Source organism: Methanomethylovorans sp. (genome assembly GCF_050177135.1).
Lineage (GTDB): Archaea > Halobacteriota > Methanosarcinia > Methanosarcinales > Methanosarcinaceae > Methanomethylovorans.
Genome location: NZ_JBFXHJ010000197.1, coordinates 1 through 3,490, shown reverse-complemented (window position 1 = coordinate 3,490; position 3,490 = coordinate 1). Strand labels below are relative to the sequence as shown.

The window sequence follows — 3,490 nt, the reverse complement described above, 5'->3', positions numbered from 1 at the left end:
GCCCAGTAAATGTATGTCCCCAATCAATAGTTACTTTGTATATATTCGGATTAAATTCTGCATATACATAAATGGTATCATTAGCAGCAATATAATTCGCAGAATAATTGCCATTTACACCCAAATTAGATAGAAGAAGATCTCCTGCAATGGGAACTGTACTTTCAATAGGAACAGGTACATCATCATTAACTTCTCCCGGATTTGGTGAAATATCATTATCATAAGCAATTACTTTTATCACATACGAATTTGCCGGTAAAGCAGTAAGTGGATCTACATTCCAAGTACCTGTAAATATATTATTTACATCAGGACCAGCCATCGCTATAGGACCAATAAGCATATTAATGCCATCTTCACTATATATATAGAAGGACGCAGCATCAATAGTCATGCTGGTAAAACTGACAACAATACTTGAACCGACTATTGCATAACCAGTTGGACCAGGATTTTGGATAACAGTATCGATATCCAGATCCGTTATAGTAATCGTTACATTATTAACTGTAAATGTTTCATCATCAGGAATAGTGGAAGAACCACCATTTCTAAAATTTCCAGATACAAAAACTTTTGCTGTAACATTATCTAAAGTTCCAGGAATTACTGTATAACTACAACTCCAAAGACCAGTTACCGGATCTTGTAGCATAGAAACAGAATTTGAACCTCCAAACTGACTAAAACTAGCACTGGCTGACGATATTTCGTTAGGAGGATCGTTAATTGCACTAAATTCAGGATCAGTTAATGTTACTGTAATAATAGTATTAACTACTACAACTCCGCCAAGATCATTTTGAAGAGAGACATCAATGTCTGAATCGTCAAATGCCCTAGTCTGGCTAAAAAGTGTAGTTGCAGTAATTATGAAAAGCACTACAAAAAGTAGTGCAGGTTGTTGACAAAGTTTACCAGCATCAGGAAGGGCGTAGATAATAAGCAAAAAAAAGTAGATAAATCATAAAAAAAAGCTTGACAAAAAGTATGCTTAATACATTGTGGTTTTATTATTTTACAGTATGGAGACACAATGATTAAGAACGAATACACAAGGCAGACCGAGATCGAGGTAGTGAGCATCGAACAACTGGTTCCCCAGGATCACCTGCTCAGGATAATTGAAGAGAACTATGACTTCAGTTTTGTCCGGCAACGGATGGAACCCTTGTATAGTAAAACCCAAGGCAGACCAGCTATTGACCCGGTCATGCTCTTTAAGATGTTGTTTATTGGTTACTTGTATGGTATTCGTTCCGAGCGTCAATTAGCGAAAGAGGTTCAGGTCAATGTAGCATACAGATGGTTTCTCAACTTGAATCTCACTGATAAAGTACCGGATCATTCCACGATCAGTCAGAACCGCAGAAGAAGATTTCAGGGCACCGATGTGTTTCGTCAGATGTTTGATGATGTGGTGCAATTTGCTTACGAGCATGAATATATTGATGGTAAGACCCTTTACACTGATTCCACGCATATGAAGGCCAATGCGAATAATAAGAAGTTCACTCGTGAGCTTGTGCAGAAGAATACCCAGTACTATCTTGATGATATCGAACAAGCAGTTAATGAAGATCGCATCGCTCACGGCAAGAAGCCATTACCTGCCAAGGAGGATTCCGCTGACGAGCCAATGAAAGAAATCAAAGTAAGCACTACTGATCCTGATAGCGGCTACATGGCCAGGACCAACAAGCCCGAGGGATTTCATTATCTGGATCATCGAACTTGCGACGGCAAGCATAATATAATCACAGACGCGTACATAACACCCGGTAATATAAATGATAGCACAGTGTATCTGGACAGACTCAATTATCAGATCAATCGCTTCGGATTCTCCGTCGAATCAGTGGGTCTGGATTCTGGCTATCACAACTTGAACATCCTTAAGACCTTGAGCGAAAAAGGCATCTACGCTGTAGTATCATATCGGAAACCCGGAGGAACAAAAGGATTATTTCGCAAGAGCAAGTTTCAGTTTGATGCGCTAAATAACCAGTACATTTGTGTGCAAGGTCATGTTCTCAAGTATCGAAACACGAACAGAAACGGTTTTCGCAGCTATGTATCAGATCCCAAAATATGTAGTGTATGCCCCCTTTTGTCTCAATGCACTAATAACAAAAAACACCAAAAGGTTATTGAGCGACATGTATGGGAGGAATATGCGGAGCAGGTAAAGCTCAATCGCAAATCAGAGAGAGGCGAATATATGAAACAGAGACGCTCCGAAACGATTGAGCGTAGCTTTGCGGACGCAAAGCAACTTCATGGTTATAGATATGCCAGATTCAGAGGGATAGAAAAGGTAGAATCACAAGCTCTGATGACAGCAATTGCCCAAAATATCAAGAAAATGGTGATGATTATGACGAAGAAAAGGGGAAATCCGGATGGAGATGGTGTTTTGCGTCATATTTTATCATTTTTCGGTCATATTCAAGCTACATTATGGCATTTTTGGGCTCATAGAAGCAATTATACACTTTTCTCCATATCTATGTCAAACATCTTCGTTGCATGCTAAAATATCTCTCAGTTCAGATAGTTTTGGCTCTTCATAATAGGGGCTTTGTCAACAACCTGCACTACAAAAAGTAGTGATGTGCGAAATTTGCGTTTCATTTGCACCTCGCTTTTTTTTGATTAAATTTTGTGGATTGTGGTAAAATACACTTGGGTAATGCCAAGGTAAATTTCGATGGACTTTCTTTATGTCTCATTTTTTCTCCTTGCGGAAAGCGCCTACATTGCTCCACGCCTTCCATAATATTATATCAATTGTTTTATTAATAATTAAATTGATTTTTTGAAAAGGAACATAGAATTGATTTTGAAAGACATATGTTATTTTTTTGCAACTAACCATCACATCGCCCCCGGATAAGAATACAGCTCTTCTCTCGGATTTGCTGTTTTGTTAAATAAGATATACCCTGCTAATTCCGTTATAAAAAACAAAAATTTTCCCCTGAAAATAATTACTAACCTACACATAATTGATCCCTTTATAAATATATATGCTATAAAAGGGATTTATGGGAAAATAATCGTTTTGTGTTTTGGAAATTGTGGAAGTAAAATATAAAAAAACATCTTTAATATCCTCTTCATTACTTTCAGCTATAAAAACACTCCCTCATTATTCGATGGCATTTTTTCCGCTGATTAGAATTAGATTCTATCAACTCTCTAAAACTATTCATTTGCTAATCCTTTTTTTTTATTTTCGAATTGGACCACGCCCAATCCTAATTCCCTTATAAATCAAATATAGTATTTGTCAAGTAAATTATTATAAAAAAATCTGATTATTTGTAACTAATTATGTTTTCAACTTGTTACAATTAGCACTAGTTGTATTTTTTAACCCCTTTACAAAGTAAGATTTTCTCATAGAACATACTATTTACCATATACTTTTTAATGAAATCTGGTTGAAAATAGTATGAAACCTTAAATTTTACTTTTCAGATTG

At 36.6% G+C, this 3,490-nt stretch carries 2 protein-coding genes; one reads left to right on the top strand and one right to left on the bottom strand.

Annotated elements, in window-relative coordinates:
- On the bottom strand, positions 1 to 952 hold a 952-nt coding region (locus AB7U21_RS11335; protein WP_428389144.1), incomplete at its 3' end, for a hypothetical protein.
- Positions 953 to 1,039: 87 nt separating this feature from the next.
- On the opposite strand from AB7U21_RS11335, the gene AB7U21_RS11330 reads away from it, so the two are divergent.
- Positions 1,040 to 2,539, top strand: a complete 1,500-nt coding sequence (locus tag AB7U21_RS11330; RefSeq protein ID WP_428389142.1) for an IS1182 family transposase — start codon at positions 1,040 to 1,042, stop codon at positions 2,537 to 2,539.
- Positions 2,540 to 3,490: the final 951 nt, after the last annotated feature.